This is a genomic window from Corallincola luteus (assembly GCF_004336975.1).
GTDB lineage: Bacteria > Pseudomonadota > Gammaproteobacteria > Enterobacterales > Neiellaceae > Corallincola > Corallincola holothuriorum.
In genome coordinates, this window is record NZ_SJXE01000001.1 from 1,019,164 (window position 1) to 1,044,880 (window position 25,717).

General features: G+C 49.3%; 26 protein-coding genes. 15 read left to right on the forward strand and 11 right to left on the reverse strand.

Annotated features, from left to right (window positions below):
- Positions 1-41: 41 nt before the first annotated feature.
- From EZV61_RS04500 to EZV61_RS04535, 8 genes are all read right to left on the reverse strand, one after another.
- The gene (locus EZV61_RS04500; protein WP_165569528.1) at positions 42-1,544 is read right to left on the reverse strand and encodes an AmpG family muropeptide MFS transporter; all 1,503 of its coding nucleotides are present in this window, start codon (positions 1,542-1,544) and stop codon (positions 42-44) included.
- Between the two features lies 1 nt (position 1,545).
- Positions 1,546-2,133 (reverse strand): peptidylprolyl isomerase, encoded by a 588-nt coding sequence (locus tag EZV61_RS04505; RefSeq protein ID WP_130566626.1) that lies wholly within the window; start codon positions 2,131-2,133, stop codon positions 1,546-1,548.
- Positions 2,134-2,145: 12 nt separating this feature from the next.
- Complete coding sequence (locus EZV61_RS04510; protein WP_131414477.1) at positions 2,146-2,748, reverse strand: YajG family lipoprotein; 603 nt, start codon at positions 2,746-2,748, stop codon at positions 2,146-2,148.
- The gene (locus EZV61_RS04515; RefSeq protein WP_131414478.1) at positions 2,748-3,905 is read right to left on the reverse strand and encodes a methyltransferase; all 1,158 of its coding nucleotides are present in this window, start codon (positions 3,903-3,905) and stop codon (positions 2,748-2,750) included. Before EZV61_RS04515 ends, EZV61_RS04510 begins: the two co-directional genes overlap by 1 nt.
- A 113-nt stretch (positions 3,906-4,018) precedes the next feature.
- Positions 4,019-5,176 (reverse strand): ABC transporter ATP-binding protein, encoded by a 1,158-nt coding sequence (locus tag EZV61_RS04520; RefSeq protein ID WP_131414479.1) that lies wholly within the window; start codon positions 5,174-5,176, stop codon positions 4,019-4,021.
- Positions 5,177-5,209: 33 nt separating this feature from the next.
- Positions 5,210-6,097 (reverse strand): carbohydrate ABC transporter permease, encoded by an 888-nt coding sequence (locus EZV61_RS04525; protein ID WP_199405234.1) that lies wholly within the window; start codon positions 6,095-6,097, stop codon positions 5,210-5,212.
- Positions 6,090-7,022 (reverse strand): carbohydrate ABC transporter permease, encoded by a 933-nt coding sequence (locus EZV61_RS04530; RefSeq protein ID WP_114338700.1) that lies wholly within the window; start codon positions 7,020-7,022, stop codon positions 6,090-6,092. The genes EZV61_RS04525 and EZV61_RS04530 overlap by 8 nt, the downstream gene beginning before the upstream one ends.
- A 68-nt stretch (positions 7,023-7,090) precedes the next feature.
- Positions 7,091-8,356, reverse strand: a complete 1,266-nt coding sequence (locus EZV61_RS04535) for an ABC transporter substrate-binding protein (protein WP_114338699.1) — start codon at positions 8,354-8,356, stop codon at positions 7,091-7,093.
- A gap of 362 nt (positions 8,357-8,718) precedes the next feature.
- Between EZV61_RS04535 and EZV61_RS04540 the strand changes: the two genes are divergently transcribed.
- Positions 8,719-8,973: a hypothetical protein gene (locus EZV61_RS04540; protein ID WP_131414480.1), complete on the forward strand. Its 255-nt coding sequence runs from the start codon at positions 8,719-8,721 to the stop codon at positions 8,971-8,973.
- A 23-nt stretch (positions 8,974-8,996) separates the two neighbouring features.
- Here the strand turns inward: EZV61_RS04540 and EZV61_RS04545 are convergent, their stop codons facing one another.
- The gene (locus tag EZV61_RS04545; RefSeq protein WP_130566631.1) at positions 8,997-10,448 is read right to left on the reverse strand and encodes an ATP-binding protein; all 1,452 of its coding nucleotides are present in this window, start codon (positions 10,446-10,448) and stop codon (positions 8,997-8,999) included.
- Positions 10,438-11,262 (reverse strand): response regulator, encoded by an 825-nt coding sequence (locus EZV61_RS04550; protein ID WP_425455763.1) that lies wholly within the window; start codon positions 11,260-11,262, stop codon positions 10,438-10,440. Before EZV61_RS04550 ends, EZV61_RS04545 begins: the two co-directional genes overlap by 11 nt.
- Between EZV61_RS04550 and EZV61_RS04555 the strand changes: the two genes are divergently transcribed.
- From EZV61_RS04555 to dinB, 14 genes are all read left to right on the forward strand, one after another.
- The gene (locus EZV61_RS04555; protein ID WP_240695146.1) at positions 11,240-11,866 is read left to right on the forward strand and encodes an alpha-ketoglutarate-dependent dioxygenase AlkB family protein; all 627 of its coding nucleotides are present in this window, start codon (positions 11,240-11,242) and stop codon (positions 11,864-11,866) included. The genes EZV61_RS04550 and EZV61_RS04555 overlap by 23 nt on opposite strands.
- A 69-nt stretch (positions 11,867-11,935) precedes the next feature.
- Positions 11,936-12,253: a BolA family protein gene (locus tag EZV61_RS04560; protein WP_131414481.1), complete on the forward strand. Its 318-nt coding sequence runs from the start codon at positions 11,936-11,938 to the stop codon at positions 12,251-12,253.
- A gap of 116 nt (positions 12,254-12,369) precedes the next feature.
- On the forward strand, positions 12,370-12,930 hold the full coding sequence (locus EZV61_RS04565; RefSeq protein ID WP_240695147.1) for a TRAP transporter small permease subunit: 561 nt from the start codon (positions 12,370-12,372) through the stop codon (positions 12,928-12,930).
- On the forward strand, positions 12,930-14,321 hold the full coding sequence (locus EZV61_RS04570; RefSeq protein ID WP_205695331.1) for a TRAP transporter large permease: 1,392 nt from the start codon (positions 12,930-12,932) through the stop codon (positions 14,319-14,321). The genes EZV61_RS04565 and EZV61_RS04570 overlap by 1 nt, the downstream gene beginning before the upstream one ends.
- Before the next feature lie 13 nt (positions 14,322-14,334).
- Positions 14,335-15,447, forward strand: coding sequence for a TRAP transporter substrate-binding protein (locus EZV61_RS04575; protein ID WP_130566634.1), 1,113 nt, complete (start codon positions 14,335-14,337; stop codon positions 15,445-15,447).
- 298 nt (positions 15,448-15,745) lie between these two features.
- Positions 15,746-17,089, forward strand: coding sequence for a Na(+)-translocating NADH-quinone reductase subunit A (locus tag EZV61_RS04580; RefSeq protein WP_131414483.1), 1,344 nt, complete (start codon positions 15,746-15,748; stop codon positions 17,087-17,089).
- Between the two features lie 4 nt (positions 17,090-17,093).
- Entirely contained in the window at positions 17,094-18,314 is a 1,221-nt protein-coding gene (locus EZV61_RS04585; protein ID WP_131414484.1) for an NADH:ubiquinone reductase (Na(+)-transporting) subunit B, read from the forward strand.
- Positions 18,307-19,089 (forward strand): Na(+)-translocating NADH-quinone reductase subunit C, encoded by a 783-nt coding sequence (locus tag EZV61_RS04590; protein WP_131414485.1) that lies wholly within the window; start codon positions 18,307-18,309, stop codon positions 19,087-19,089. Before EZV61_RS04585 ends, EZV61_RS04590 begins: the two co-directional genes overlap by 8 nt.
- Positions 19,082-19,714, forward strand: coding sequence for an NADH:ubiquinone reductase (Na(+)-transporting) subunit D (locus tag EZV61_RS04595; protein WP_131414486.1), 633 nt, complete (start codon positions 19,082-19,084; stop codon positions 19,712-19,714). Before EZV61_RS04590 ends, EZV61_RS04595 begins: the two co-directional genes overlap by 8 nt.
- A gap of 10 nt (positions 19,715-19,724) precedes the next feature.
- Positions 19,725-20,333 (forward strand): NADH:ubiquinone reductase (Na(+)-transporting) subunit E, encoded by a 609-nt coding sequence (gene nqrE / locus EZV61_RS04600; protein ID WP_114338688.1) that lies wholly within the window; start codon positions 19,725-19,727, stop codon positions 20,331-20,333.
- A gap of 41 nt (positions 20,334-20,374) precedes the next feature.
- On the forward strand, positions 20,375-21,598 hold the full coding sequence (gene nqrF / locus EZV61_RS04605) for an NADH:ubiquinone reductase (Na(+)-transporting) subunit F (RefSeq protein WP_114338687.1): 1,224 nt from the start codon (positions 20,375-20,377) through the stop codon (positions 21,596-21,598).
- 6 nt (positions 21,599-21,604) lie between these two features.
- On the forward strand, positions 21,605-22,645 hold the full coding sequence (locus EZV61_RS04610; protein ID WP_131414487.1) for an FAD:protein FMN transferase: 1,041 nt from the start codon (positions 21,605-21,607) through the stop codon (positions 22,643-22,645).
- A gap of 4 nt (positions 22,646-22,649) precedes the next feature.
- Positions 22,650-22,874: a (Na+)-NQR maturation NqrM gene (gene nqrM, locus EZV61_RS04615; protein WP_114338685.1), complete on the forward strand. Its 225-nt coding sequence runs from the start codon at positions 22,650-22,652 to the stop codon at positions 22,872-22,874.
- Positions 22,875-23,009: 135 nt separating this feature from the next.
- A complete protein-coding gene (dinB, locus tag EZV61_RS04620; RefSeq protein WP_130566638.1) occupies positions 23,010-24,083 on the forward strand; it encodes a DNA polymerase IV in 1,074 nt (357 codons plus the stop codon).
- 81 nt (positions 24,084-24,164) lie between these two features.
- On the opposite strand, the gene EZV61_RS04625 is transcribed toward dinB, so the two are convergent.
- Entirely contained in the window at positions 24,165-25,622 is a 1,458-nt protein-coding gene (locus tag EZV61_RS04625) for an aminoacyl-histidine dipeptidase (protein WP_131414488.1), read from the reverse strand.
- Positions 25,623-25,717: the final 95 nt, after the last annotated feature.

Below are 25,717 nucleotides of genomic sequence, written 5' to 3' on the forward strand. Positions count from 1 at the left end.
AGCGGTTGTTAATGATTAAAACTGAGATACAAATCAGCAATCTACTCGGACCGTTTACTGTTGTTTTCCGCATTAACGGGGGCAAGCTGCGTTTGTTTTGTTAGCCAGATAAGTAAAAGTACCGGTAAACCGATCAGCGATGCGATGGTAAAGAACCAAACATACCCCATGTCGTCGACGAGTACCCCAGAAAAGCCAGCGAGAAATTTCGGGAACAACACCATTAACGAGCTAAATAGTGCGTATTGCGTTGCTGAATAGGCGACGTTAGTGAGTGAGGAAAGAAAAGCGATGAACGCTGCTGTGGCGATGCCAGCGCTGATGTTATCTGCTGATATGACTGCCATTAGCCAATAGATGGAAGGGGCTTCACACGCGATATTGGCGCATTCAGGCGTAAGCGCTGCAGCTAGCCAAGCCATGATAGCGAATAGCTGATTAGTGGCGACGACGAGAATTGCACCCAAGGTAAGAATTGGGCGACAACCAAACCGCGTAACCAGTAAGCCGCCTATGCCTGTGCCGATGAGGGTCATGATGACCCCAAACACCTTGGCGACCGATGCAACCTGCTCTTTGCTGTAACCTAAATCGACATAAAACGGGTTGGCCATCACCCCCATAAAGATATCAGAGATACGATAAGTGCCGATTAGCAGTAGTAGCCAGAACGCTTGCCAACGATAACGGCGGAAGAAATCAATAAATGGGCAGAGCAGGGCGCCATAGCACCAGGAGAGCATACGCTGTATCGGCAATGGTAGATGGGCTGTGCGTTCTAATGCGAGGGCTGCATCTTCTTCATCTTTTTCTATGCTGGCCAAGGATTGCACCGGCTCTTGGGAGAGCAGGGTATTCAGCAGACATAGCCCCATGATCCCAGCCATAACGATATAAGCGTGTGACCAGCCGACAGGGTCATAACCTTCGCCCGTTGAAAACCAAGCGGCTAAATAGAGCGCGCCGGCACCACTGAGGATCATGGCTAAGCGGTATCCCAGCATATAGGCGGCCGCTAGAGAGCCTTGCTCTTCCTGAGGGGCTATCTCAATTCGGTAGGCATCAATTGCGATGTCTTGTGTCGCTGAAAACCAGGCGACCAGTAGCGTGCAGAGTGCGAAATTTTGCAGTGATAGCGCAGGATCCAGCCAAGCCAACCCAAGTAGCGAAAGTGCGATGGCCGTTTGTGCCAAGCCTATCCATGATCGCCTCCGCCCTAGCAATCGGTGCAGTAGTGGCAGTTTTAGGCGGTCTACTAATGGTGCCCATAACCACTTCATGCCATAAACCACTAGGATCCAACTGAAGTAACCAATCGCTGAGCGACTGACTTCTGCTTCTCTGAGCCAAAAAGAGAGGGTGGCGAAAACCAGCATGTAAGGCAGGCCGCAGCTAAAGCCAAAGATCAGCATATGCAGCATGCTGCGTTGGCCATAGACAGCCACCGCCGCACGCCAACGGGTGAGATTCGCTTTCATTTGCCAGCGCCGTTTTGTAGAAGGAGCAACGGCGGGCGAGGGGCGTGAACTGCTGGTTTGATTCATTCTACTCTTCTGGCAGTAGCGTGGCTTTTTCCAAAATTACCGGCGCAACGGGGACATCGGGCCAGCCAAGCTTATCGCTGTATTCGGTCTGTACACTATTGAATTTCAGTAAAATATCGTGACCTTCAACCACTTCACCAAACACCGTATAGCCCCAGCCGCGTCGGCTAGGATTTAGTGAATCATTCTCTGCCAGATTAAAAAAGAACTGGCGGGTTGCAGAATGCGGAGCGTTTTGGCGCGCCATGGCAATGGTGCCTTCACTATTCTTTAGGCCATTGCCTGATTCATTCGCCAGCCTCTTTTTCTCATTCTTGGGCGAATATCTGGTATCTATTCCTCCGCCTTGGGCAACGAAGCCTGGAATGATGCGATGAAATAATGTTTGGTCATAATCGCCGTCCACCACATAGGCGAGAAAGGCATCCACGGTGAGCGGCGCTCTTGTACGATCAAGCTCAATGACGATAGTGCCTAAGGTGGTTTTCATTGCCACTTTGGGAAACGGATTAGAGGGTTGCAGTTGACCCTTATGTGCCGCTTGTGCTGAACCAACAAACAGGGCCAACAATAGCCAGATAAAACGCATGCAAGCCCCCTGTTAATGAACAATATCAGTCGGTTGACGAGCAATGAACTGATGTATCTCACCGTCGTTCACTAGTTCGTTAAGTACTTTGCCGAGCAGTGCGTTTAGCTCTTCTTCTAGCTTTGCCGTATCGGGTTTGATGGCGATGATGGTTTGCCGTTTGCCACGAAACAACTTGGTAAATTGCCCGGTTGATTTTTTGATGTTGACTTCGATTTTTATGTGCGTGTCGATATCGTAGTCAAAGTGCCCCGGTTTAGTGACGTCCACTAATGCGCTGTGCAGTTCAATATTGAACTCAATCGGTGACAATGGGTTCACATCGATGCCATGCTCATTAAAGGCCGCAGCAACTCGCACATTAACCACTTCACTCAGGCTATTGTTGCCGGGTACCAGGGTGACTTTTTCACCGCTGCCTTGGATTTTTGCCAGGTACTGTGCCGGGCGCATATCTTCAACTTTGAGTGCGATAGGTTGGGCATCAGGCCAGACATCATCGGCAAAAATGACCGGGGGGCTGATAATGATAGGGCTGTACTGACTGCTACAACCAGCGATGAATACACCGCAGAATGCGAACAAAAGTGCTTTCAAAGAGAGAGTCTTCAACATTATTTTACCGCTTCCAAAATAACAAACTTCTTATTGCTGGCTAGGGTCTCACAGTTCCCAAACAAACGCTGCAGCTTGATGTGATAAGCGAGATGTTGGTTACCAACGATCATTAGCTTACCACCTCGTTTCAGGACACGCTTCGCATCTCTAAACATCTGCCAGGCGATATCGTCAGTGATCGCGTTGTTCTGATGAAACGGCGGGTTACACACTACCAGATCAGACCGCGCGCCTTCGAAACCATCTAAGCAGTTGTTTGCTTGGAACTGGCAATGCACCAGCTGTGAAGGCAGGTTCTCTTTGATGGTTTGTTCGGTGGAAGCGAGCGCCATGTAGCTTTCGTCGATGGCGATCAATTTGTCGATTTTGTTTTGTGCTAACAGCATCAGGCTGAGAACACCGTTGCCGCAACCCAGATCGATCACTTCGTGGTATTGCTGCTCTTTCGGTAAGTATTGCAGGAAGAATCGTGCACCGATATCCAAATACTGGCGGGCAAATACGTTAGCGTGATTTACCAGGTTATATTCTGTGTTTTCAAGTGGCCACACATTCAGATCTGGCACTTGCAGGTCGGCTGTTGGCTCTATCTGGCAATCGACCACTCGACATTTTTTCCATGCCAGAGACGGGTTGGCTGCGCCTAGTTGGTTAAACATGTCGATCACGTTACGTGTTAATGCCTTGGCTTTGGCGGCGGCTAGCATTTTGGTGTGTTCAGTGGCAGTGGCTTTGACCTGTGCCAGTTGTTGCTGCAATAGAGTATGGTTTTTCGGCACCTTCAACAGCACAAGATCAGCGGCTTCTGCGACGTCCTGCAAGCTATCAACGTAGACGACTCTGTCATCGGCCAGCCGATTATCCTGCAAATTGTTACGGCATCCCTGGTGACTAAGAAAGCTGTCGCCACGATTGATGATATTGTAATCGCTACAATTTTGCTCCGCGAACCAACTGACTAAGGCGGCCGTTAGCGCGCCGAAGGTGTCGTTGTAAATATGGATAGTCCCTCCCTGTTGCAGCCAACCTCTTTCTCGTAGTTGATTTAAAAGGTATTCGTCGGCTGCATCCCACGCCTGCAGATTTGGATCCTGACTGAACGGGAAGCGTTCGAGGGTCAGTGCTTGGTCGATGAGTTCAACATATCTGTTCATTGGCAGCGGCTGTTTTCGCAGAGGTAGCGGTAAGATGGGGGGATTGTACGTCAGAGATTAAAAAAAGGCACCGCATAAGCGGTGCCAATCGGCCTGTATGGGAAAGGACATACTCAGGCGGCCGATGCCTTTGTCGGTGCTGGCAATGTACTGTTTTGCGGACAGATACGTTGCTCTGTAGATTTGTCGAAGTAGACCGCTTTGTTGCAATCAAACATCAGCTCTATTGGTTGGCCTATCTCTAACGGGTGTTCAGGATCGATACGGCAGCTTATCTCCTGGTCATTGGCCTGTACTTCAACGATAACGTCAGGGCCGGTTGGCTCAGTCACTAACACCTCGAATTGGCCACGGGTCACTTGTTTATCGGTCTGCTTATGGGGCTGTGGGGTGGTGATCTGCTCAGGTCTTAATCCCAATACGACCGACTTGCCGAGGTAGTCGATCATATAGTCTGGCGCAGGTAGCCGTGTGATCTGTTGTTGTGAATTGGCTAACTCAGTGAACAGACCGTTTTCATCCTTCTTGATCAGACAGTCGATAAAGTTCATGGAAGGGGAGCCGATAAAGCCGGCAACAAACATGTTGGCGGGGGTTTCGTATACCTGTTTTGGTGTCCCCAGTTGCAGTAGTTCACCATCTTTCATCACGGCGATCCGGTCTGCTAATGTCATCGCTTCGATCTGATCATGGGTAACGTAAACAATGGTGGTGCCTAGGCGTTGGTGCAGCTTCTTCACTTCGGTACGCATCTCTACCCGCAGTTTGGCATCGAGGTTAGAAAGCGGTTCATCAAACAGATAGATTTTTGGCCGCCGAGAGAGTGCTCGCCCCATGGCCACGCGTTGTTGTTGGCCACCAGAGAGTTGTGACGGCTTGCGGTCAAGTAAATGGTCAATCTGTAACAGATTGGCGACCCGCTCAACTTCCGCTTCGATCTCGGCTGCTGGCATCTTGCGGATCTCCAGACCAAACTGAATGTTTTGACGGACAGTCATGTTGGGATAGAGGGCGTATGACTGGAACACCATGGCGATATCCCGATCTTTAGGCGCCACGTGGGTGACATCCTGATTATCAATCAAGATCTGACCATCACTGACCTCCTCCAATCCAGCGATCATATTCATTAAGGTGGATTTGCCACAGCCTGAAGGGCCGACGAGGATCAGAAATTCACCGTTGTCGATACTGATATCGATCCCTTTAAGGATCTCCTGGGTTGATTTACCGTAGCGTTTACGTATCTGCTTGATATTTAGCGTTGCCATCTTAAATTCCTAATTCAGTAAGCGCGGTGCGCTTTATCCTTTAACCACACCGGCCGTGAGGCCACGCACGAAGTATTTTCCGGCAAAGAAGTAGACCAGCAGCGTAGGTAACGCAGCAAGGATCGCTGCGGCCATATCCACGTTGTACTCTTTGACGCCAGTGGAGGTGTTGACCAGATTGTTGAGGGCTACCGTCATCGGCTGGGTATCGCCAGCGGAGTACACCACACCAAACAGAAAGTCATTCCAGATCGCGGTGAATTGCCAAATCACGCAAACCATAAAGATCGGCTTGGAGATAGGCAGCAGAATGCGAAAGAAGATAGTAAAGAAACCTGCACCATCTAGTTTCGCTGCTTTAACTAGCTCGTCAGGAATGCTGACGTAATAGTTACGGAAAAACATGGTGGTGAATGCAACACCGTAAATCACATGTACAGTGACTAATCCCGCGGTGGTGTTGGCTAAGCCGACGTAGCCGAGACTTTGCGCCATTGGTAACAAGATCACCTGAAACGGGATAAAACAACCGAACAGCATCAGACTGAAAAACAGATCGGACCCTCGGAAACGCCATTTGGCCAGCACGTAGCCGTTAAAAGCGCCCATCATGGTGGAGATAAGTACCGCAGGGATCACCATCTGCATCGAGTTCCAGAAGTAGCCCTTGATGCCATCACAGTTGACACCGGTACAAGCACTTCCCCATGCTTTTATCCAGCCGTCGAAGACCCACTCAGTGGGTAACGACATCAGGTTACCGGAACGGATATCGGCCGAGGTTTTGAAAGAGGTTAGCAGCATCACGATTAAGGGCATTAGATAGATCAGCGCGAACAGAATAAGGATGCCGTAGATCAACCAGCGACCTGGCTGTAGAGGTTTTTTCATCACTTCGGTGTTTACCGTCGTACTAGTCATGGCGTTGCCCCCTTAGCTCTGAATAGAGGTAGGGCACCAAGATGGCGAGCACCCCTGCCAGCATCATCATTGCCGATGCGGCACCTAAGCCCATTTGGCCACGCGTAAAGGCGTGAGAGTACATAAACAGTGCCGGTAGGTCGGAGCTGTATCCGGGGCCGCCAGAAGTCAATGCCGTCACCAGGTCGAAGCTCTTAATCGCAATGTGCGACAACACGATAATGGCGGAGAAAAATACTGGGCGCAGACACGGGAGGACTATTCTGCGATAGATGGTTGGTTTACTTGCGCCATCAATCTGTGCAGCTTTGACAATGGCAGGGTCAATGCCACGCAGCCCAGCTAAAAACAGTGCCATAACGAAACCGGAACTTTGCCACACCGCGGCGATCACCAGCGTGTAGATTGACATCTGAGGGTCGACTAGCCAGTCAAATTGAAAGCTACTCCAGCCCCAATCGTTGAGCATTTTTTCGAGACCCAGGCCTGGGTTAAGGATCCATTTCCAGGCGGTGCCGGTGACGATAAAACTGATTGCCATGGGGTACAGAAAGATGGTTCTAATGGCACCTTCTTGCTGTATCTGTTGGTCTAGGAGGATGGCAAGAAATATCCCCAAGACTAAACAGATAGCGATAAATAGCAGCCCAAAAATGAGTAAGTTCGTGCTGGAAACCAACCAGCGATCGTTATCCAGTAACTTGATGTATTGTTTAAACCCAACCAGCTTATAACTGGGCAGAAAACTCGAATTGGAGAAGGAGATCAGCGTTGTCCAAGCCATGTAACCATAGATACAAACAATGGTGATCAACATGGTCGGTGCCAGCACCAGTTTCGGTAGCCATTTTTGCAGGCCATCCAAGGAAAAGCGCTTGGACTGTGGCCGGATCACTGGCTCTGATAGCACGTGTGAAGTCGACATCGGGGTTGGGCTCTCTTTAGGCATAATTTGGTTCGAAAAGCGGGCGACGAAGCGCCCGCTATATCGAATTACATCGCAGATTTAACGGCGCGAACCAGCTTATCAACCGTCTCGGTTGCACTGACTTTGTCGTCGTTAAAGTAATTGGTGACCACGTCGTAGATCGCGCCCTGGATCTGGCTGGTGGTTGCCAATCCATGAGACCAACTGGGCACTAATTTGCCTGAGGTATTCGCGGCTTTGAATGTCGCCATGGAATCGAGTGCGCATTGATCGAAGGCACTCATGTCTTGATCCAGACGCACCGGGATAGACCCTTTATTGAGGTTAAACACCTCTTGGAATTTGGGACTAAGAATGGTTTTCGCCAGAGCTTGTTGCGCCGCTGCATCATTGGCATCTTTCAGATTAAAGAAAGCGAAGCTATCGATATTGAAAGTAAACATACCTGCGGTACCTGGGGCGGGTGCGCAGATATAATCGACGCCAGGTTTCTTACCTGCAGCGGCGAATTCACCTTTGGCCCAGTCACCCATGATTTGCATACCGGCTTTTCCTTCGATCACCATGTTGGTAGCGATATTCCAGTCTCGGCCAGGGCTATCTTTATCTATGTACTGCTTAAGTGTGCGGAATTTTTCGAACGTTTCGACCATTTTGACAGAGCCTAGCGCGTCAGGATCATGCATCTTGAACGCTTTCATATAAAGCTCTGCGCCCATGGTTTCCAAAGCGATCGCTTCGAACACTGTCGCGTCTTGCCAAGCTTGGCCACCGTGAGCCAGTGGGATCAGACCGGCCGCTTTAATTTTGTCTGCAGCCACTATGAATTCGTCCCATGTGGTTGGGATCTTGGCGCCAGCTTTTTCAAATACGGCAGGGTTGGCCCATAGCCAGTTCACGCGGTGAACATTGACCGGAACAGCGACATATTTATCATCATATTTCATGACGCTACTGACCACTTTGGGCAGCACCTGCTCCCACTTTTCAGCGCTGGCGGTGCCGTCAAGGGTGGTTAGAAACCCCAGGTCAGCCCACTCTTGAATATCGTGTCCTTTGATCTGAGCAGCGGCAGGTGGGTTTCCAGATACAGCGCGGGTTTTTAGTACGGTCATCGCACTTTCACCACCGCCACCGGCGACGGCGAAGTCTTTCCAGCCATAGCCCTGTTTTTCCAGCATCTCTTTGAGTACTGCAGCTGATTTAGCTTCACCACCCGATGTCCACCAATGCAGCACTTCCACTTCGCCTTTATCGGCAGCATGGGCTAAGCCGGCGCTGGTTGCTAGCGCGACTGCAGAGATAACAGAGGTCAGAGTCTTGCGTTTCATTAGCCTTTCCTTAGTTTTTATTAGTATGAGTTGTTGCTGTGCTAATCAAAGCGTACTGCAAGCGCCTTGATTAACCCCTGAAAGTGTATGAAGAGAAGCGTTACTGTGCGGTAACAAATGGACAGGTATTGTAACAAGGCTGTTACAATACCTGTATTTGCTAATGTTGCGATGCTTTTCGGGGTGAAAAATAGACACTGCTTGGTGCCTGTGATTTATAAAAACGTGATCTGCGCATGGGTTGGTATCACGCTGATTTGATTGAGATCATGGTTGTCGGGCTGAAAAACTGAATGATTTTTGCTCGCGCAGCGGCGGCTTTCGTCTAGCCTTTGAATATAGGCAAAGCGAGGGGGTGATAGATGCAACAACCATGGACGTTCTATCTCTACTTGGTATTTAGTGGGTTGCGAGAATGGATCCCGTTACCTTCCCATCGTTATTTGTCGCCTAAGCAGCAGCGTATTTGGTCGCATAAGCGCCGGGTGATTCGGCGAGTCTGGTTGGCGAGTATGGGCGTCGTTCTGTTGCACCCGGCGCTTTACATGTTGCTCGCGGTCAGCTTATTTGCCACCTTTCTGTCGTTTGCGATCATTGATGAATTTCCGGGCTCTTAAGCATCAGGCCAATAATGACGAGATTATTGTCGCGGTAGGGTCAGCTTCACCAGTAGCCCTCCTTGCGGGTGATTCATCAGATCCAGGTTGCCACCGTGCGCCCGCACAATGTTGCGGGCAATGCCCATGCCTAAACCACTGCCACTGGCGTTACGGTTGCGGGTGCTATCCAAGCGAACATAAGGTTCAAAGATCTTCTTCTGATCGTAAAGTGATACCCCAGGACCGTAATCACGAAACAGGATATACAGGCGCTGTTCGTAATCGAGTAGGGTGACTTTCACTTTGTCGCCGTATTTAATCGCGTTGTCGATCAAATTGGTTAGACAGCGTTTTAGCGCCAGTGGTTTACCGCGGAACGGTGCTTTGATTGAGCCACTGATACTCATCGTCTCTGGCTCGGCGAGTTCTTCCTGGATCGATTGCAGCAGCTCCATGATATCCACCGATTCAATATTTTCATGGATATCAGTATCTTTAACGCACTGCAGTGCGCCTTTTACCATCATCTCCAGTTCATCAAGGTTCTTAATAAACTTGTCTGTGTGCTCATCATCATCGAGCAGCTCTGCCCGCAGGCGCAGGCGGGTGATGGGGGTTTTTAGATCATGACTAATGGCAGAAAAAAGCTCCTCCCTGTCATCTAGGTAACGTTTTAGCTGCTCCTGCATGGCGTTCATTGCTTTTGCCGCTTCAGCAATTTCGGCGGGGCCTGTTTCTTCCAATGGTGGGCGGTGAATGTCCTGCCCAAGCTGTTTTGCTGCGGTAGAAAACCGTTTCAGTGGCGCACTCAACCAGCGCACGATGACCGCGATGGTCAGCAATAAGACGGTGGAGACAACGAGGAGAAAGACCAATTGGCTGCGAGGCAGGTATTTGGTTTCCAGCGTCATCAGCGGTTCGGGTAAAAGCGCCGCCATATAGATCCATTCGCCATCCTCTAATGGGAACTGCATGACCAAAATGGGAGGGTTATAGGGCTCGAGTACCAGGGTGTGTTGTGCCCAACTCGGGGGAAGGTCGGCTAACAAAGTGTCGTTATTGAGTACGTGAAGGTTATTCGGTGCGCTGAATTCGACCTTTACGCCAGCGTCTGCGCCAAATTGATGCTGCATTACTCTGGATACCTCGTTTATCACCATATGTTTGCGGCGAGAATCGGGGATTGGGTGAATATCGATAAGCTCGTGATTGAGGGAGACGAAAAACCGTGTGCCGCCCATATTACGTAACTGGTTTAGGACGATGTGGCGATATTCAAAGGGCAGAGAGCGAAAGAAACGTATTGTTGACGCCATCGACAGGGCCAGAGAGTTGGATACATCGGTGAGCGATTCTTCGTCTCTGTGTTCAAACTGAGTACTCCAGATCACTGACACAATCAGTTGTGACATCAGGATCGCGGTCAACAGCATCAGTACCATGCGTGACATCATGGTTCTTGGTGTCAGCCGCTCTGGCCACTTAAGATTCATAGGCTACTTCTGCAGCAAGGACATAGCCTGAACCGCGGATCGTTTTAATCAGTTTCGGTTGTTTACCACTGTCTCTGAGGCGTTGGCGCAAACGGCTGATCTGTACATCGATACTACGATCAAAGGGGGATGCCTCGCGGCCTCGGATCGTATCTGAGATGGTGTCCCGATCGAGCACTTCGTTTGGGTGTTTGAGAAACAGCTGCAGCAGGTTGAAGTCGGCGCCTGATAACTCCAACACTTCGCCATCCAAGTGGGTTACTTGGCGGGTGGTGATATCCAGTTGCCAATTGGCAAAATTGAGCAAACGAGGTTGCTGCCGCTGTGTGTATCGAACGCGGCGTAATAAGGCTTTGATCCGGGCTAGCAGTTCCCTTGGGCTGAACGGCTTGGCGATATAGTCGTCGGCGCCAATCTCTAAACCGATGACTCTGTCGGTTTCATCGGACGAAGCGGTGAGCATAATCACTGGTACATCAGACTGCTTGCGCAGGCGCTGACAAAGGGTAAAACCGTCATCTCCAGGTAGCATAACGTCGAGGATCACCAGATGATGATGTCCCTCTTGATAGGTATTAAACATCTCTATGCCATCGCCTACCGTATCTACGTCATAACCGTTTTTACTGAGATGGGCTGCTAGTAGATCTCGAATTTCAAGATCATCATCAACCACCAGAATTCTGCCTTTATCGGGAGCCGTCATATGTTTGGTAATTTTTATCTGAGTAAAATCCGTTAAAGTGATACCTCTGCCGCCTTTCATTTGCAACTGAGATAAAGGTTTATCTGTGAATTCCTCGGTCGAACGCACGAATTATCCGCAAATTATTCAGTTACCTGATGCAGAAATGCATTTTTATCGCTGTTGGTTGGAAAACCCAGAGGCAAATCGTTTATTGCATCACTTTCAGCAGCGGTTGCTCTGGCAGCAACCGCAGATCCGTATGTTTGGCAAACTTACTAAGATTCCGCGGATGCAGGCTTGGTATGGGGAGGCCGAAGCACGATATCGCTATTCAGGCTTATGGCTGGAACCGATACCTTGGGAGCCTGAGTTGTTAGCACTTCAGCAGCGGCTCAGAGTCGATACCGGCTGCTGTTTTAATGCGGTGTTAGCGAATTGGTACAGGAACGGAAACGACAGTATGGGTTGGCATAGCGATGATGAACCTGAACTTGGCGTGGATCCGGCTATTGCATCGATTAATTTGGGCGCGAGCCGTCGTTTTCAGATGCGCCATCGCAACGGTGCTTATAAGTTTGAATTAGAGCTAAGTCACGGCAGTTTGTTGTTGATGACCGGTTCGACGCAGCACCATTGGCAGCATGCCATTCCGAAACAGAAAAAAGTAACCGATCCTCGTATTAATCTAACTTTTCGTTCTATACGTGGTGATGAAAACCATGGAAAATAGCAGGGGTCATCTCTCTGATGCGCCATAGCCGCATTAAGATAATCGCACTTACTGCACAAGGAATAGATTATGTCGGTGCAAAATACGATAGAAAAAAAATTACTGCAGAGGTTTGCCCCTGTGCACTTGGAGGTGATTAATGAAAGTGGCAATCATAATGTCCCTGCAGGGGCAGAATCGCACTTTAAAGTCGTTATTGTCTCTGCGCAGTTTGAGGGCAGTCGGCTGTTAGCTCGCCACCGCTCAGTCAATGAAACTCTGGCTCAGGAGCTCGACGGGCAGATACATGCATTAGCCATGCACACCTATACGCAAAGTGAGTGGGAATCTAATTTCGGTGATATTCCTAACTCTCCTAAATGCATGGGTGGCAGTAGTACGGCTTAGGTATAAAAGGTGAGTGTTTACTTTTCTCTGCGACCTGGTTAGACCTCTATCTGTTTCAAAATCTTTAAATATTTGTTATCAATGCCTGCACTTATGTAACATGTGTGGGCAACTTCTTGCAGCCATCCTATGCTCCTTCGCCATCAGCACTGTTTAGTGCGCTGAATAATATTCGCCGTATTATCGATCGTGGTATCCGTTACGCTGGCGATTTAGTGGCTTGGTGCGGCGGCATCATGATGTTACTGATTATGCTTATCGTGGTGTTGCGCTACCTGTTTAATCTGGGGTGGATCGCCCTGCAAGAGAGCGTCATGTATCTACATGCTACCGCTATCTGTTTCGGCGCGGCTTATACCTTGCAACAGGATAAGCATGTGCGCGTGGATATCTTTTATCGCCGCTTCAACGCGCGGCAGCGAGCCTGGTTGAGTATTGGCGGCACCCTTTGCTTGCTCATGCCGATGTGCAGCATGATCTTTTCCGTTAGCTGGCCCTATGTGATGGATAGCTGGCTTCACCATGAAAGCTCGCAAGAAACTGGCGGGTTATCGGGGCTTTATCTGTTTAAATCTTTGCTATTAGTGTTGCCAACCTTGTTATACCTGCAAGGCGTTTCCTGGATCATTTCCGCGCTGGAGTGTTTGTTTGGGCCGCCGCAGGGGAGAGAGCAATGATCGCTTACCTTCCCGCCTTACTGTTTGCTTTTCTTTGTTGTGTCTTAATGCTTGGCTATCCCGTCGCTTTTTCTCTCGCGGGATCGGCGTTGATATTTGCTTATATCGGCGCCTGGTTTGGCGTCATTGATGCCAGCTTTTTGTGGCTTCTGCCGAATCGACTGTTTGGCATTTTGAATAATCAGACGTTATTGGCTGTGCCCTTATTTGTATATATGGGGGTGATGTTAGAGAAGTCGCAATTGGCCGAGCAGCTCTTAGCGGCGATGAATCACCTGCTTAAACGTGTCAACGGCGGGTTGGGTATGGCCGTCGTATTGGTTGGTATGTTGCTGGCGGCCAGTACAGGTATTGTTGGTGCTACTGTGGTAACCCTCGCTGTCCTGGCGTTACCTGGGATGCTAAATCGCGGTTATGGCCCCGCGCGTGCTGCCGGTATTGTGGCTGCAACCGGAACCTTGGGTCAGATCTTGCCACCGTCGATAGCCTTAGTGTTACTTGGCGACATGCTGTCATCTGCTTACCAGCAGGCACAATTAAAGCTAGGAGTGTTTAGTCCTAAAACAGTATCCGTTGGTGAGTTGTTTGCTGGCGCGCTGGTACCGGGTTTGATTCTGGTACTGTTGTATTTGGCGTATGTGCTTTTTGTGCCATGTAAGCAGGAGGCTCAAGAGGATCTCGAGCAACAGGAAACTGACAAGGTACTGGATTTAGCGACAGGAGCGGCGCTTGGTTGGCTTCTGTTCCGTGCTTTGGTGCCCACACTGTCACTGATTTTTGTGGTGTTAGGGTCAATACTGTTTGGCTTTGCAACACCGACAGAAGCTGCCGCCGTCGGCGCCTTTGGCGCTACCGTGTTAGCCGCGGTGCAGGGGCGATTAAATCTACATACCCTAAGAGAGGTGGGGCGCAGTAGTCTGCATGTCACCTCCATGGTGTTTATGATATTGATCGGTGCAGCCCTTTTTTCATTGGTGTTTTACGCCTTGGGTGGTGAAACCCTAGTTCATCAATGGTTCCACTCTTTGCCCGGTGGCCCGATAGCCGCCATGGCTGTGGTGATGTTGCTGATCTTCTTACTCGGTTTCATTCTCGATTTCATTGAGATCACATTTGTTGTTGTGCCGATCGTGGGTCCTGTGTTGTTGGCAATGGGGATTGATCCCGTTTGGCTCGGAGTGATGATAGCGGTGAATTTGCAAACATCGTTTCTAACCCCGCCCTTCGGTTTTGCTCTTTTTTACCTCCGTGGCGCGGCCCCTGACAGCATCAAGACAGCTGATATCTATCGCGGGGTGGTGCCATTCATCGGCTTGCAGTTGTTGATGTTACTGCTGTTGGCTTGTTGGCCAGCTTTAGCGACTTGGCTCCCTAGTGTTCTTTACTCTTAATTTGAGGCAATTCATGACATCTCGCTGGTTGATTCCTGTGACAGCTTTTTCTCTGTTGTTAAGTGGCTGTTTTCCGCCCAGTTCACAGCAGCACCTTGTTGATCGCGAGAGTGATGACGGGACTGTGGTTGCGGCAACCCAATATGAATGGAAGTTGGTGACATCCTGGCCAAAGAACTTTCCGGGTTTAGGCATGGCACCGGAAAAATTTGCTGTGCTGGTGAATGAGATGAGCCAAGGGCGTTTGCAAGTGACTGTGTACGGAGCTAATCAGCTAGTGCCGGGCTTTCAAGTGTTTGATGCGGTCTCTTCTGGCAGTGTCGAGATGGGGCACAGCGCCGCTTATTATTGGAAGGGTAAGGTACCCGCAGCGCAGTTTTTTACCAGCATACCATTTGGTCTTACAGCCCAAGAGATGAATGGCTATCTCCATCATGGTGGTGGATTGGCTTTATGGGAGGAGCTATATGCGCCGTTTGATTTACTGCCTATGGCCGGCGGGAATACGGGTGTGCAGATGGGGGGCTGGTTTAACAAAGAGATCAACAGTGTTGATGATCTGAAAGGGTTAAAGATGCGCCTGCCAGGCATTGGCGGTGAGGTATTGCAGCGACTAGGCGGCGTGCCCGTTAGCTTGCCTGGTGGAGAGCTGTTTACTGCTCTGCAGACGGGCGCTATCGATGCTACAGAGTGGGTCGGCCCGTCGAATGATCTCGCATTTGGTTTTAATGAAGCTGCTGAATATTATTACTATCCGGGTTGGCATGAGCCGGGATCGAGCCTGGAGTTTTTGATTAATAAAGCCGCTTTCGATGCCTTGCCTAACGATCTACAGGTGATCGTTCGCGCAGCGGCTCGTGTTGTGAATCACGATATGCTGGATGAATATACCGTCAGAAATATCATTGCGTTGCAAACGTTGCAGGAAAAAGGCGTAAAGATCCGTCGATTTCCTGACGAAGTGCTGAATGCACTACAGCAAGTCACTGATCAGGTGATGGCTGAACAGGCAGCTGCCGACGCTGATATAGCACGTATCTATACTCACTTTCAGCACTACACCCAAGGTGTTCGTGCTTACCATGCAATTACCGAGAAGGCCTATTTAGAGGTCCACTATCCATAGGTTTATATGCGTTAATGATTTGAAAGTGATCAGGCGATGGTTTTTTTATCGCTAAATATCCCAATTTCTTGCTGGATACTTTTTAACCAATTGTTTTCTCGTCTAAACTCTGCAGTTAATCACCAATTCGCCATAGCTTGCGGTGTATGAATGATGTTAAAATCCGCCGGATTTACTGTTTGCCATGTGCAAGCCGACAGGATCTGGGTAGGTTTTCCTACCTTGTCTGTGGTGGGTGCAGGCAGGTAGTTCTATACGCTCAGTTATAAATCCCGTTAAACTTTAGTGTGTTAAGGCTATGATAAAAATTAAAAAAGGACTAAATGTTCCTATAGCCGGCGTTCCTTCGCAGGAAATCCATGACGGTCCTGGTATCACCAGGGTCGCCGTGCTCGGGGAGGAGTACGTCGGTATGCGTCCTACTATGCGTGTTCGCGTTGGCGATCAGGTAAAGAAAGGCGATGCTCTGTTTGAAGATAAAAAGAACCCAGGTGTGATCTTTACCGCCCCGGCAACGGGTGAAGTGGTAGAGGTGAACCGGGGAGCGCAACGTGTGCTGCAATCCGTCGTGATCCGAGTCGAAGGTGACGAAGCGGTGCAGTTTGCCAGTTATCCTGTCAATGATTTGGCCACCCTGGCGCGTGACAAAGTGGTCGAGAACCTGGTTCAGTCAGGTCTTTGGACGGCACTACGTACGCGTCCGTTTAGTAAGGCACCTGCCATAGATAGTGCTCCTCGCTCTATTTTTGTCACCGCCATAGACACTAATCCGCTGGCAGCTGATCCCAGTTTGGTGATCGCTGAAGCCGCTGATGATTTCGCTAACGGGTTAAAAGTGCTCAGCCGCCTTACTGAAGGTAAGCTGTTCCTTTGTAAGAAATCTGATGCATCTATCCCCGCAGTGGATGTTGAGCGTTTAGAACAGCATGATTTTGCTGGACCACATCCTGCGGGACTCGTGGGTACGCATATCCACATGCTAGATCCTGTTGGCCCAACTAAGATGGTTTGGCATATTGGCTATCAAGATGTGATTGCGATTGGTCAGTTATTTACCAGCGGAGAGCTCCCTGTTGACCGAGTGGTCGCTTTGGCTGGTCCGCAGGCGAAACAGCCTCGTTTGGTGCGCACACGTTTGGGTGCCGCGATGGATGAACTCGTTGCTGGCGAAACCAAAGATGGTTACAACCGCGTTATATCTGGCTCTGTACTAAGTGGCACTCATGCCCACGGCCCACAAGGTTACTTGGGACGTTTCCACAACCAAGTCACTATCTTGCTTGAAGGCTACGAAAAAGAGTTTATCGGCTGGTTACTGCCGGGCTCTGACAAGTTCTCGCTCACTCGCGCATTTCTTGGCCATTTAGCGCCGAAGAAGCTGTTTAATTTCACCACCTCTACTGGAGGAAGTGATCGCGCCATGGTGCCAATCGGTAACTATGAGAGAGTGATGCCGCTAGATATCCTTCCAACACTGTTGTTACGAGATCTGATCTCCGGCGATACAGACAGTGCCCAGCAGTTAGGCTGCTTAGAGTTGGATGAAGAAGATCTGGCGCTTTGTACTGTGGTTTGTCCTGGTAAGTATGAGTACGGCTCAATCTTACGTGAGTGTCTGACCACCATTGAGCGGGAGGGCTGATCTGATGGGCCTTAAGAGTTTCTTCGAAAGTATCGAACCGTCGTTTGAGAAAGGCGGCAAGTATGAGAAGTATTACGCCCTGTTTGAAGCGGCGTATACCATCTTTTATACACCAGGTCTGGTGACCAAAAAGAACACCCATGTTCGTGACAATATTGATTTGAAGCGAATGATGATCACGGTTTACTTGGCACTTTGGCCAGCGCTGTTTTACGGCATGTTTAATATTGGCGACCAAGCCTCTGCGGCACTGGCTGCCGGTTACGCGTTGCCTGACTCTTGGCAAGTGGGCATTTTCCACATGTTGGGTGGCGATTTAGGTGCTGCTGCAGGTTGGGGCAGCAAGATGCTGTATGGCGCTTGTTATTTCCTACCTATTTATGCGGTCGCTTTTGGTGTCGGTGGCTTCTGGGAAGTTTTATTTGCCAGTATCCGTAAACACGAAATTAACGAAGGGTTCTTCGTTACTTCTATCTTATTTGCGTTGATCGTTCCGCCTAGCTTGCCACTCTGGCAGGCAGCCTTAGGTATCACCTTTGGTGTGGTGATTGCGAAAGAGGTATTTGGTGGTACCGGCCGCAACTTCCTTAACCCAGCGTTAGCTGGTCGAGCGTTTTTATTCTTTGCTTATCCGGCGCAGATCTCTGGCGATGCGGTTTGGACCGCTGTTGATGGTTTTTCTGGTGCAACCGCCCTTAGCCAGTGGGCTGCTGGTGGTCAGGAAGCGTTGCAACATGTAACCACGGGAGAAGCGTTGACCTGGTTGGATGCTTTCTTCGGTAACCTTCAGGGCTCTATTGGTGAAGTATCAACAGCCATGCTGCTTATTGGTGGCGCCATTATCATCTATGCTCGCATTGCTTCTTGGCGCATTGTCGGCGGTGTCATGGTAGGCATGGTCGCAACGGCTTACCTGTTCAATTTCATCGGCAGTGAAAGCAACCCTTTATTTAACATGCCTTGGTACTGGCACTTGGTTGTTGGCGGATTTGCTATCGGTATGCTGTTTATGGCAACCGATCCAGTATCGGCTTCATTCACTAATCAGGGGCGCTGGGCATACGGCATCTTGATTGGCGTGATGGTGGTGATGATCCGTGTGGTCAACCCTGCTTTCCCTGAAGGTATGATGCTGGCGATTTTGTTCGCTAACCTGTTCGCTCCTTTGTTCGACCACTTTGTGGTGCAGGCAAATATCAAACGGAGGCTTGCGCGTAATGTCTAAAGGTAACGATTCCATTGGCAAAACGTTGTTTGTCGTTATTGCTTTGTGTTTGGTCTGTAGTTTGGTGGTGTCGACTGCTGCGGTAGGTTTAAAGCCTAAGCAGCAAGAGAACCGTGCTTTGGATAAGCAGAGAAACATTTTGCGAGCAGCGGGCCTATTGGCTCCTGGTGCAAATGTGGGTGAAGTTTTTGCGAAGTCAATTGAAGCGCGCGTTATTAGCCTGGATACCGGCGAATATCTGTCTGATATCGATGGTGATAGCTATGACCAGCGTAAAGCGGCCAAAGATCCTTCTATGAGCGCTAAGTTGTCTGCAGCTGATGATATCGCTTCTATTCGCCGTAGAGCAGACAATGCCAGCGTTTACTTAGCGAAAGACGAATCAGGTAATGTCACATCCATTATCTTACCTGTACATGGTTATGGCCTTTGGTCGACGATGTACGCCTTTGTTGCGATAGCCCCTGATGCGAATACGATTGAAGCGCTGGTTTATTATGACCACGCTGAGACACCTGGTTTAGGTGGAGAAATTGAAAATCCGTCTTGGACTAGTCAGTGGCAAGGTAAAAAACTGTTCAATGAGCAGTGGCAACCAGCGATTCAAATCGTTAAAGGTGGCGCAGCACCTGGCAGTGAGTATCAGGTAGATGGCTTATCTGGTGCGACATTAACGGGTAATGGTGTTCAGAATACGTTTAATTTTTGGTTAGGACAAAAAGGCTTTGGTCCTTATCTGGCCAAGCTTCGTCAAGGAGGCCTGAACAATGGCTAACGTTAAAGAGATGAAGCAGGTTCTGTTTGGTCCTGTCTTTGCCAACAACCCGATTGCATTGCAAGTACTGGGTGTTTGTTCTGCATTGGCGGTGACCAGTAAATTGGAAACCGCTTTGATTCTGTCTCTGGCCCTGACGGCTGTGACAGCGTTTTCTAATCTGTTTGTATCGGTGATCCGCAACCACATACCTTCGAGTGTACGGATCATTGTGCAGATGACCATCATTGCTTCTTTGGTGATTTTGGTTGATCAAATCTTAAAAGCGTACGCTTACGATATTGCTAAGCAATTGTCGGTTTTTGTCGGTTTGATTATTACCAACTGTATTGTGATGGGACGTGCTGAAGCCTACGCCATGAAGAGTCCGCCATTGATGAGTTTCCTTGATGGTATCGGTAATGGTTTGGGGTACTCCTTCATTTTGATTGCCGTTGGTGGGATCCGTGAATTGCTGGGCTCCGGTAGCTTGTTGGGCTTTGAGATCATGCCGTTAATCAACAATGGTGGCTGGTATCAGGCGAACGGTTTATTACTGTTGCCACCTTCCGCGTTCTTCATTATCGGTTTGATCATCTGGGCTATCCGGGTATTCAAACCTGAACAGGTCGAAGCGAAGGACTGAGGTAAGCAAAATGGAACATTATATTAGTTTAATGGTTCGTGCCGTTTTCGTTGAAAATATGGCACTCGCATTCTTCTTGGGAATGTGTACTTTCCTCGCCGTCTCGAAAAAGGTGAAAACTTCATTGGGCCTTGGCGTGGCAGTGATTGTGGTGCTGACCATCGCAGTTCCTGTAAATAATCTGATTTATAACTTTGTGTTGGCTGAAGGGGCGCTCGCATGGGCTGGTCTACCTGAAGCAGACTTGAGCTTTTTGGGGTTTATCACCTATATCGGTGTGATTGCAGCCCTTGTTCAGATCTTGGAGATGTTGCTGGATAAATACTTCCCGCCACTCTACAACGCACTAGGGATCTTCCTTCCGTTGATTACTGTGAACTGTGCCATTTTTGGTGGCGTGATGTTCATGGTAGAGCGCGATTACAACTTCACTGAATCTGTGGTTTACGGCTTCGGTAGTGGTGTGGGTTGGGCGCTGGCTATTACTGCGCTTGCTGGCATTCGTGAAAAAATGAAGTATTCGGACGTACCCGATGGGTTACGTGGGTTGGGGATCACCTTTATCACTGTTGGCTTGATGGCGTTGGGCTTTATGTCCTTCTCTGGTGTTCAACTCTAAGTCACATAGCGTGACGGTGATAAGTTACTAAGGAAAAGACGATGGAAATTGTTCTTGGCGTAAGTATGTTCACGCTAATCGTCTTGGCGCTGGTGTTTGTGATCCTGTTTGCCAAGTCGAAACTGGTTAGTTCTGGGGATGTGGTCATCTCCATTAATGACGACCCAGATAAAAGTATTACCGCTGCCGCTGGCGGCAAGTTGCTCAATGTGCTGGCTGATTCCGGCATCTTCATCTCATCTGCTTGTGGTGGTGGTGGCTCATGTGGTCAGTGCCGAGTGGATATTCATGATGGTGGTGGAGATATCCTGCCAACAGAGCTTGACCATATCACTAAGCGGGAAGCCAAACATGGCTGTCGTTTGGCTTGTCAGGTCAATGTGAAGCAGGACATGAAGATTGAGCTGGAAGAGGAAGTTTTCGGTATTAAGAAGTGGGAGTGCGAGGTTATCTCTAATGATAACAAAGCGACTTTCATTAAAGAGCTGAAGCTAAAAATTCCTGACGGTGAAAGCGTACCTTTCCGTGCCGGTGGTTATATTCAGATCGAAGCCCCTGCACACCACGTGAAGTACAAAGACTTCGAAGTGGATGAAGAGTATCGTGGTGACTGGGAGCGTTTTGGCTTCTTCAACCTGGAATCTAAGGTTGATGAAGAGACCATCCGCGCCTATTCAATGGCGAACTATCCGGAAGAGTTTGGCATCATTATGCTAAACGTGCGTATTGCTACGCCACCGCCAAATAACCCAAGTGCGCCGTGCGGTAAGATGTCATCATTCATCTTTAACTTGAAAGCGGGCGATAAGGTCACTATTTCAGGTCCATTTGGTGAGTTCTTCGCTAAAGAGACTGAAAACGAAATGGTATTTGTTGGTGGTGGTGCGGGTATGGCACCTATGCGTAGCCATATCTTCGATCAGCTACGTCGCCTTGATTCAAAGCGTAAGATGAGCTTCTGGTATGGTGCTCGCTCTAAGCGCGAAATGTTCTATGTGGAAGATTTCGATATGCTGCAGAAAGAGCATCCGAACTTCCAGTGGCATGTCGCTCTGTCAGATCCGCAGCCTGAAGATAATTGGGATGGGTATACAGGTTTTATTCATAACGTATTGTTTGAAAATTACCTGCGAGACCATGAAGCCCCTGAAGATTGTGAGTATTACATGTGTGGTCCTCCAGTGATGAATGCTGCTGTGATTAACATGCTCAAAGATCTGGGTGTTGAGGATGAAAATATCCTGCTTGATGATTTTGGTGGTTAAATAGGAATGCCTATTCAATCACTAACAAAATGGCTGGCCCTGTTTGGGCTGGCCTTTTTTATCTCAGCTTGCGGTCCAAGTCATACGCCACCTGAAGCGGTGCGTTTGGCTGGCAGTACCATGGGCACCTTTTACCACATCACTTTGGTCGTGGATAACCCGCTCCAGGATACCGCTGCGTTACAGAAGCAGATCGATCAGCGCCTTGAGTTAGTTAACGATCAGATGTCGACCTATCGGCAAGACTCTGAGCTGAGTCGATTCAATCAGTACCAGGGACTCCAGCCATTCACTGTATCTGCAGCCACAGGCGAGGTGGTGAAGGAAGCATTGCGCCTTGGTGAACAGACCAAGGGAGCGCTAGACGTCACCATTGGTCCGTTGGTCAATCTGTGGGGATTTGGCCCCCAGGCCAGACCGGAAGAGACGCCAACTGCTGCTGAAATCGCAGAGGCGAAAGCGCGAATGGGTTATCAGCAGTTAACCGTGACCGCAGCACACTCACTGCAAAAATCGGCAGTGGATCTCTATGTTGATCTATCTGCTATCGCTAAAGGCTATGGTGTGGATAGCGTTGCTGACCTGCTTGATAGCTTGGGTTATAGAAACTACTTGGTTGAGGTGGGTGGCGAGTTACGTACCCGTGGCCATAATCTGCAAGGTAACAAATGGCGTATTGCCGTTGAAAAGCCTGATACCCAGTCACGTATGGTACAACGCATCATCGAACCGGGTGATAATGCGGTTGCTACGTCTGGTGACTATCGAAACTATTTTGAAGACGGTGGTATCCGTTATTCTCATACCATCGATCCCGAAACTGGCCACCCGATTAATCATCGTTTGGTCTCGGCGACAGTGATCGCTTCAAGTTGTATGACCGCAGATGGGTTGGCTACGGCTTTGATGGTGATGGGGCCAGAAAAAGGTCGTTTGTTTGCCGAGCAGCATCAGTTACCCGTATTGATGATCGTAAAGACGGATGATGGCTTTGTGGAGTACACTAGCCCAAATTTTGAGCAGTACTTGGCGTCCCAAGGATCTTAGTATTATGACTGTGTTTTTACTTACCTTTGGCTTGTTATTAACCGTTGTTGCAGCAATGGCCATTGGTTACCTATTGCAACGTAAGAAGATCGCTGGCAGTTGTGGTGGTATCGCAGCTTTGGGGATGGATAAAGTCTGTGATTGCCCTGAGCCCTGTGAGAAGCGCAGGAAGCGGGAAGCGAAAGAGGAACGACGTCGCGAAATGCTCGAGAAGCACCGGATTATCTAATAACGATTAATAGCTGTTCGATTAAAGCACCTGCGGGTGCTTTTTTATTTTTAATAGTTTTTATATTGCGCACTGGAGTAAACCTAGACTAACTATTATACTGTTTTTATATACAGTGCTTAATATTTAAATGAGATGGCGAAGTCAACACCGCAAAGAAAGATCATTCATATCGATATGGATTGTTTTTATGCCGCCGTTGAGATGCGAGATAATCCGCAATGGCGAGATAAGCCGATAGCGGTTGGTGGTCAATCTGATCGCCGCGGGGTGATCGCCACTTGTAACTATAGCGCCCGTCGCTTTGGTGTGCGCTCTGCGATGGCCACGGCGACGGCATTACGTCAGTGTCCTAATCTGATTCTGGTAAAGCCTCGCTTTGACGCCTATAAGTCGGTTTCCCGGCAGATCCAGAGTATCTTTCAACGTTATACCAACCTTATCGAGCCTCTATCTCTGGATGAGGCTTATTTAGATGTGACTCATTGCCAAGCACACCATGGCAGTGCGACGCTGATTGCTGAAGCTATCCGCACTGAGATCGTCAATGAAACAGGGTTAACAGCCTCGGCCGGAGTTGCTCCTAATAAATTTATTGCCAAAATAGCCAGCGACGAGAACAAGCCCAATGGCATCTGTATTGTTCCACCTGATGGGGTGGAGGCGTTTGTTGCCGCGTTGCCGTTGCGCAAGATCCCGGGAGTCGGGCCGGTAACCGAGCAACGGTTGGCAGATATGGGATTGAGAACCACGGCGGATTGTCGAGAAAAAAGCGTGGATGAAATAGTGCAGCTAGTCGGTCGATTTGGCGAAGCTTTATGGCAAAGAAGCTTTGGTATAGATAACCGCCCGGTGGATGGAACTCATGTGCGTCGCTCAGTTGGTGTCGAAACAACATTGAGTAAAGATATATCTACTTTTCAACAGTGTCAGGAGGTTGCGGCCAATCTGCTACCTGAACTGCTACAACGCTTAGATAAACATGATCCCAAACGCCAGATCCATAAACAGGGCGTGAAGCTAAAGTTTGATGACTTTCAACAAACCACGGTTGAACAAACCACGTCGCAAGTGAGACAGAGCTTGTATCTTGATCTACTGAAGAAGGCTTATGCACGGGCGGAAGGCAGAGGGATCCGTTTAGTCGGGCTCAATATTGGTTTACCGGAAGTGAAAGAAGGTGCCAAACAGTTACAGTTTGAGTGGTGATGCTGGTGACTCTGTATGCCTTAACTATTAATAGGGCTGGGAATAATCCAAGCCCTATTTGTGTGCCTTAGGGAGCAGAGGTTAGGCCGCAGGGATCGCTGCGAGTACACCTTTGAGCAGTGTCCAATAGTCATCAACACTGGCTATTTCTACTTTCTCATCTGGCGAGTGAGGGAAGCGAATAGTTGGTCCAATGGATACCATATCCCAATCAGGGTAAGCCGCTTTAAACAGGCCGCATTCGAGACCTGCGTGGATCACCATAATGTTTGGCAGTTTGCCAAATAGCGCTTGGTAGGTTTCACGTACCGTGGTCATGGCAATAGAGTTGGTATCCGGCTCCCATCCAGGGTAAGCACCATCAAAACTAACGCTGGCACCGCTGAGTTCGGCGATTGCTGCGTGTTGCTCAGCAATTTGCTGGCGGCCAGTATCGTTAAGCGAACGTATTAGGCATTGCACAGAGACCGTATCTGCCTCTGTCCGAACAACGCCTAGGTTGGTTGAGGTTTCTACCACGCCTTCAATGCTATCACTCATACGAACCACGCCATGGGGCAGCGCGCAAAGTAAATTTATCAGTTGTTGGCTACTGGTCTGAGACAGTGGCACAGTGTCGCTGCTCACCCGGCTGACGGCGAGGCTCATGGTCGGCTCTTTTACTGATAACAGCTGTTGATGCTGACTGAAAAAAGCCTCTGCTTTAGCTTGTATCTCATCCTGCTCTGTAGCGAACACCCACAGTTCACAATCTGCTTCACGGGCGATGGCGTTGCGCAGGCTACCACCGCTAAAGTTGCTCACCTGCAGCGTGTGCTGTTGGCCTATATGTCGAAGCAGTTGTGCCATTAGTTGGTTTGCTGTACCGCGACCAAGGTGGATATCACAACCTGAGTGGCCGCCTTTGAGCCCTCGCAGCTCAAACTTCATTGCTGCCATCTGGCCTGATGCAACTTCCCGCTCTATCGGTAAATTGAAGTTGGCATCAACACCGCCAGCGCAGCCCATATAGACTTCACCGTTTTGCTCTGAATCGGTGTTGATAAGGATTTTGCCGTTAAACCAGCCTGGTTGTAGGTTAAAGGCGCCCGTCATGCCGGCTTCTTCATCAATCGTTAGCAGCACTTCGAGTGGGCCATGGGGAACATCATCAGTGTCCAATATGGCCAGGGCAGAAGCCATACCTATGCCATTGTCCGCACCTAACGTGGTGCCATCGGCAGTGACCCATTCGCCATCAATGTAAGGGCGGATCGGATCCGTGACAAAGTCATGGGTACTGTCACTATTTTTTTGTGGCACCATATCCAGGTGAGCCTGCATCACCACGCCTGCTCGATTTTCCATGCCTGCTGTGGCGGGTTTAGATATCTTTAAGTTGCCTGTGGCATCTTCATCTACTGCCAAGCCTTTCTCTCTTGCCCAATGCTGGATCCAGAGTGACAATTGTTGTTCATGTTTTGATGGGTGGGGAATAGCGCAAATCTGTGAGAAAAAACGCCAAACAGGCCCGGCATTGCTGGTTTCTAATTGTTTCACTGGAGGCTCCTAACTGGCTCTCTGTGTGCCATTTAGATCGATTCTACGTAACCCTTGATCATTGAACCAGAGGGATGAGCCATCTCTGTGGTTAA

Coding starts and splice junctions, on each gene's coding strand:
- EZV61_RS04500 (WP_165569528.1), bottom strand. CDS start 1,544: ATGAATCAAACCAGCAGTTCACGCCCCTCGCCCGCCGTTGCTCCTTCT.
- EZV61_RS04505 (WP_130566626.1), bottom strand. CDS start 2,133: ATGCGTTTTATCTGGCTATTGTTGGCCCTGTTTGTTGGTTCAGCACAA.
- EZV61_RS04510 (WP_131414477.1), bottom strand. CDS start 2,748: ATGTTGAAGACTCTCTCTTTGAAAGCACTTTTGTTCGCATTCTGCGGT.
- EZV61_RS04515 (WP_131414478.1), bottom strand. CDS start 3,905: ATGAACAGATATGTTGAACTCATCGACCAAGCACTGACCCTCGAACGC.
- EZV61_RS04520 (WP_131414479.1), bottom strand. CDS start 5,176: ATGGCAACGCTAAATATCAAGCAGATACGTAAACGCTACGGTAAATCA.
- EZV61_RS04525 (WP_199405234.1), bottom strand. CDS start 6,097: ATGACTAGTACGACGGTAAACACCGAAGTGATGAAAAAACCTCTACAG.
- EZV61_RS04530 (WP_114338700.1), bottom strand. CDS start 7,022: ATGTCGACTTCACACGTGCTATCAGAGCCAGTGATCCGGCCACAGTCC.
- EZV61_RS04535 (WP_114338699.1), bottom strand. CDS start 8,356: ATGAAACGCAAGACTCTGACCTCTGTTATCTCTGCAGTCGCGCTAGCA.
- EZV61_RS04540 (WP_131414480.1), top strand. CDS start 8,719: ATGCAACAACCATGGACGTTCTATCTCTACTTGGTATTTAGTGGGTTG.
- EZV61_RS04545 (WP_130566631.1), bottom strand. CDS start 10,448: ATGAATCTTAAGTGGCCAGAGCGGCTGACACCAAGAACCATGATGTCA.
- EZV61_RS04560 (WP_131414481.1), top strand. CDS start 11,936: ATGTCGGTGCAAAATACGATAGAAAAAAAATTACTGCAGAGGTTTGCC.
- EZV61_RS04575 (WP_130566634.1), top strand. CDS start 14,335: ATGACATCTCGCTGGTTGATTCCTGTGACAGCTTTTTCTCTGTTGTTA.
- EZV61_RS04580 (WP_131414483.1), top strand. CDS start 15,746: ATGATAAAAATTAAAAAAGGACTAAATGTTCCTATAGCCGGCGTTCCT.
- EZV61_RS04585 (WP_131414484.1), top strand. CDS start 17,094: ATGGGCCTTAAGAGTTTCTTCGAAAGTATCGAACCGTCGTTTGAGAAA.
- EZV61_RS04590 (WP_131414485.1), top strand. CDS start 18,307: ATGTCTAAAGGTAACGATTCCATTGGCAAAACGTTGTTTGTCGTTATT.
- EZV61_RS04595 (WP_131414486.1), top strand. CDS start 19,082: ATGGCTAACGTTAAAGAGATGAAGCAGGTTCTGTTTGGTCCTGTCTTT.
- nqrE (WP_114338688.1), top strand. CDS start 19,725: ATGGAACATTATATTAGTTTAATGGTTCGTGCCGTTTTCGTTGAAAAT.
- nqrF (WP_114338687.1), top strand. CDS start 20,375: ATGGAAATTGTTCTTGGCGTAAGTATGTTCACGCTAATCGTCTTGGCG.
- EZV61_RS04610 (WP_131414487.1), top strand. CDS start 21,605: ATGCCTATTCAATCACTAACAAAATGGCTGGCCCTGTTTGGGCTGGCC.
- nqrM (WP_114338685.1), top strand. CDS start 22,650: ATGACTGTGTTTTTACTTACCTTTGGCTTGTTATTAACCGTTGTTGCA.
- dinB (WP_130566638.1), top strand. CDS start 23,010: ATGGCGAAGTCAACACCGCAAAGAAAGATCATTCATATCGATATGGAT.